Genomic DNA, 3,913 nt, shown 5'->3' with positions numbered 1-3,913 from the left:
GCCGGTTGCTTTCCGGACAGGTCGGACCACACCGGAGCAATGACGAAATTGATCTCCCCACCCACGCAGCGGCGTTCTAGGCTCGTCCGTACCGTCGGGTCACGCAGTGCGGGGACGGGCACCGCGCGCACACCGGAGCACCCGCGGTACTTGAGCGCCGTTCCCGGAGGGGAACGACGCCGGGCAAGGAGGGCCGCATGACCGTACGGCGAGTAATGGGCATCGAGACGGAGTACGGGATCTCCGTCCCCGGCCACCCGAACGCCAATGCCATGCTCACCTCGTCCCAGATCGTCAACGCGTACGCGGCGGCGATGCACCGGGCGCGACGCGCCCGCTGGGACTTCGAGGAAGAGAATCCGCTGCGGGACGCCCGCGGCTTCGACCTCGCCCGCGAGGCCGCCGACTCCAGCCAGCTCACCGACGAGGACATCGGCCTGGCCAATGTGATCCTCACCAACGGCGCCAGGCTCTACGTGGACCACGCCCACCCCGAGTACAGCTCCCCCGAGATCACCAACCCCCTGGACGCCGTCCTGTGGGACAAGGCCGGGGAGCGGATCATGGCAGAGGCGGCCGCGCGGGCCGCGCAGCTACCGGGCGCCCAGCCGATCCACCTCTACAAGAACAACACCGACAACAAGGGCGCGTCCTACGGCACGCACGAGAACTACCTGATGAAGCGGGAGACCCCGTTCTCGGACATCGTGCGCCACCTGACGCCGTTCTTCGTCTCCCGGCAGGTCGTCACGGGCGCCGGCCGGGTGGGAATCGGCCAGGACGGCCACGAGCACGGGTTCCAGATCAGCCAGCGCGCCGACTATTTCGAGGTCGAGGTCGGGCTGGAGACGACCCTCAAGCGTCCCATCATCAACACCCGGGACGAACCCCACTCCGACGCCGAGAAGTACCGCCGCCTGCATGTGATCATCGGCGACGCGAATCTCTCGGAGATCTCGACGTACCTCAAGCTGGGCACCACGGCCCTGGTGCTGTCCATGATCGAGGACGGCTTCATCGCGGTGGACCTCGCGGTCGAGCAGCCGGTGCGCACGCTCCACCAGGTCTCCCACGACCCCGGCCTCAAGCAGCTCGTCACCCTCCGCAGCGGCCGCACACTCACCGCCGTGCAACTTCAGATGGAGTACTTCGAGCTCGCCCGCAAGTACGTCGAGGAGCGCTACGGCGCGGACGCGGACGAGCAGACCAAGGACGTGCTGACCCGCTGGGAGGACACTCTCAACCGGCTCGAGAACGACCCGATGAGCCTGGCGGGGGAGCTCGACTGGATCGCCAAGCGCGAGCTCATGGAGGGCTACCGCAGGCGGGACGACCTGGACTGGGACGCCGCCCGGCTGCACCTCGTGGACCTGCAGTACGCGGACGTGCGGCCCGACAAGGGCCTGTACAACCGCCTGGCGGCCCGCGGCAGGATCAAGCGCCTCTTGGACGAGGGCGCGGTGGAGCGGGCCATGACGCAGCCTCCTGAGGACACCAGGGCCTATTTCCGCGGCCGCTGCCTCGAGCAGTACGCGGACGACGTGGCGGCCGCCTCGTGGGACTCGGTCATCTTCGACCTCCCCGGTCGTGACTCCCTGCAACGGGTCCCCACGCTGGAGCCGCTGCGCGGCACCCGCAACCACGTGAAAGAGCTCCTGGACCGCTGCCGCAAGGCGGAGGACCTGCTCCGGGTCCTCGCCGGGGGCTGAAACGGCTTCCGTCCGGGAATCATGAAGGTGGGCCCCGGACGTTGGAGGAAGTGCGGGGCCGATGTCGGACCCCGCGAGTAGGGTCTGATCAAGAACGTCGAACCGAGCGGGGTGAGGTGCATGGCGACCAAGGACACCGGCGGCGGACAGCAGAAGGCGACGCGCTCCACTGAGGAGGTCGAGGAGCAGGCGCAGGAGGCGCAGGCTGCGGAAGACCTCAAGGAGCGCCAGGAGAAGCTCTCGGACGACGTCGACTCGGTTCTTGACGAGATCGACGATGTCCTCGAGGAGAACGCCGAGGACTTCGTTCGGTCATTTGTGCAAAAGGGCGGAGAGTAGCCCTGGTTGCCCGCCCTGGTGCCGCCGGTGAAAGCCGGGGGCACCAGGGCGGATGACTGGCGACAGCGCGGGTAATGTCCGTGCACAGTTCGAAAGATCGGCCCGCGCGGGATGCGGCGGGCCGCCGCCTATCCGGAAGGACACGCGTGGAAGCCAACCCTCGTAGCACCGGGCGTCTGCCGGCAGCCTTCCTGACGCCGGGTTCGTCGTCGTTCATGGACTTCCTGGGCGACCACTCGCCCGACCTGCTGCCCGGCAGGCGCACGCTGCCGCCTGTGCAGGGGGCCATCGAGGCGCCGCACGGGACGACGATCGTCGCCACGACGTTCCCCGGCGGCGTGGTCCTCGCCGGTGACCGGCGGGCCACGATGGGGAACATGATCGCCCAGCGTGACATCGAGAAGGTCTTCCCCGCCGACGAGTACTCGGCGGTGGGTATCGCGGGCACCGCCGGTCTCGCGGTGGAGATGGTCAAGCTGTTCCAGCTCGAGCTGGAGCACTTCGAGAAGGTCGAGGGCGCCCAGCTCTCCCTCGAGGGCAAGGCCAACCGCCTCTCCACGATGATCCGCAGCAACCTCGGCATGGCCATGCAGGGTCTCGCCGTCGTCCCGCTGTTCGCCGGTTACGACATCGACCGCGAGAAGGGCCGCATCTTCTCGTACGACGTGACGGGCGGCCGCTCGGAGGAGCACGGTTTCGCGGCCACGGGTTCGGGCTCGATCTTCGCCCGCGGGGCGATGAAGAAGCTCTACCGCGAGGACCTCACCGAGCAGCAGGCCACCACGCTGGTGATCCAGGCGCTGTACGACGCGGCGGACGACGATTCCGCGACCGGCGGCCCGGACGTGGCCCGGCGCATCTACCCGATCGTCACCGTCATCACGGACGAAGGCTTCCGCCGGCTCACCGAGGCCGAGACCTCCGAGATCGCGCGTTCGATCCTCGAGGGCCGGCTCACCCAGCCCGACGGCCCCCGCGCCGCTCTCCTGTGACGGCCGCGATGTACCCGCTTTCGACAGAAAGGGACGGATAGCCGGTGTCGACGCCGTTCTATGTCTCACCTCAGCAGGCCATGGCCGACCGGGCGGAGTACGCCCGCAAGGGCATCGCCCGTGGCCGCAGCCTCGTCGTGCTGCAGTACGCCGACGGCATCGTCTTCGTCGGCGAGAACCCGTCCCGTGCCCTGCACAAGTTCAGCGAGATCTACGACCGCATCGGTTTCGCCGCGGCCGGCAAGTACAACGAGTACGAGAACCTGCGCATCGGCGGCGTCCGCTACGCGGACCTGCGCGGCTACACCTACGACCGCGACGACGTGACGGCCCGCGGCCTCGCGAACGTGTACGCGCAGACCCTGGGCACGATCTTCTCGAGCGCCGGGGAGAAGCCCTACGAGGTGGAGCTGGTGGTCGCCGAGGTGGGCGCCTCGCCCGAGGGCGACCAGATCTACCGGCTGCCGCACGACGGTTCGATCGTGGACGAGCACGGCTCGGTCGCGGTGGGCGGCAACGCGGAGCAGATCAGCACGTTCCTGGACCAGCGGCACCGGGACGGCATGTCGCTGGCGGAGGCGTTGAAGCTGGCCGTGCAGGCTCTTTCCAGCCAGTCGAACGGCAGTGACCGGGAGATCCCCGCGGAGCGCCTCGAGGTCGCGGTGCTGGACCGGACGCGCCCGCAGCAGCGGAAGTTCAAGCGGATCGTGGGCAGGCAGCTGGCAAGGCTGCTCGAGGCCGACGGTGCCGCTTCCACCCCGACGGACGCGCCCTCCGACGAGGAGACGGACGAAGGAACCGGGGGCACCACCGGGGGATCGACCGGGGGCACGACCGGGGCCGGGGAGTAACCCGCCGACGACGGCTCGCCCC

The 3,913-nt window shown here is 68.9% G+C and carries 4 protein-coding genes; all 4 read left to right on the top strand.

Translation table 11 applies throughout. From position 1 onward, the window contains the following. Positions 1 to 197 precede the first annotated feature (197 nt). Complete coding sequence (gene dop, locus ACWGH4_RS32565) at positions 198 to 1,709, top strand: depupylase/deamidase Dop (RefSeq protein WP_441265404.1); 1,512 nt, start codon at positions 198 to 200, stop codon at positions 1,707 to 1,709. A 120-nt stretch (positions 1,710 to 1,829) separates the two neighbouring features. After that, positions 1,830 to 2,048, top strand: coding sequence for a ubiquitin-like protein Pup (locus ACWGH4_RS32560; protein WP_037777052.1), 219 nt, complete (start codon positions 1,830 to 1,832; stop codon positions 2,046 to 2,048). Positions 2,049 to 2,194: 146 nt separating this feature from the next. Continuing rightward, positions 2,195 to 3,040, top strand: a complete 846-nt coding sequence (gene prcB / locus ACWGH4_RS32555; protein ID WP_441265403.1) for a proteasome subunit beta — start codon at positions 2,195 to 2,197, stop codon at positions 3,038 to 3,040. Between the two features lie 44 nt (positions 3,041 to 3,084). After that, positions 3,085 to 3,891, top strand: a complete 807-nt coding sequence (gene prcA / locus ACWGH4_RS32550) for a proteasome subunit alpha (protein WP_453467194.1) — start codon at positions 3,085 to 3,087, stop codon at positions 3,889 to 3,891. Positions 3,892 to 3,913: the final 22 nt, after the last annotated feature.

Source organism: Streptomyces sp. NPDC054847, from assembly GCF_053610925.1.
Note: the sequence above shows the minus strand (reverse complement) of the source record. Positions and strands in the feature narration are given on the sequence as shown.

Excerpts from the sequence above, each read along its gene's own strand:
- dop (WP_441265404.1), top strand. The coding sequence starts at position 198 with ATGACCGTACGGCGAGTAATGGGCATCGAGACGGAGTACGGGATCTCC.
- ACWGH4_RS32560 (WP_037777052.1), top strand. The coding sequence starts at position 1,830 with ATGGCGACCAAGGACACCGGCGGCGGACAGCAGAAGGCGACGCGCTCC.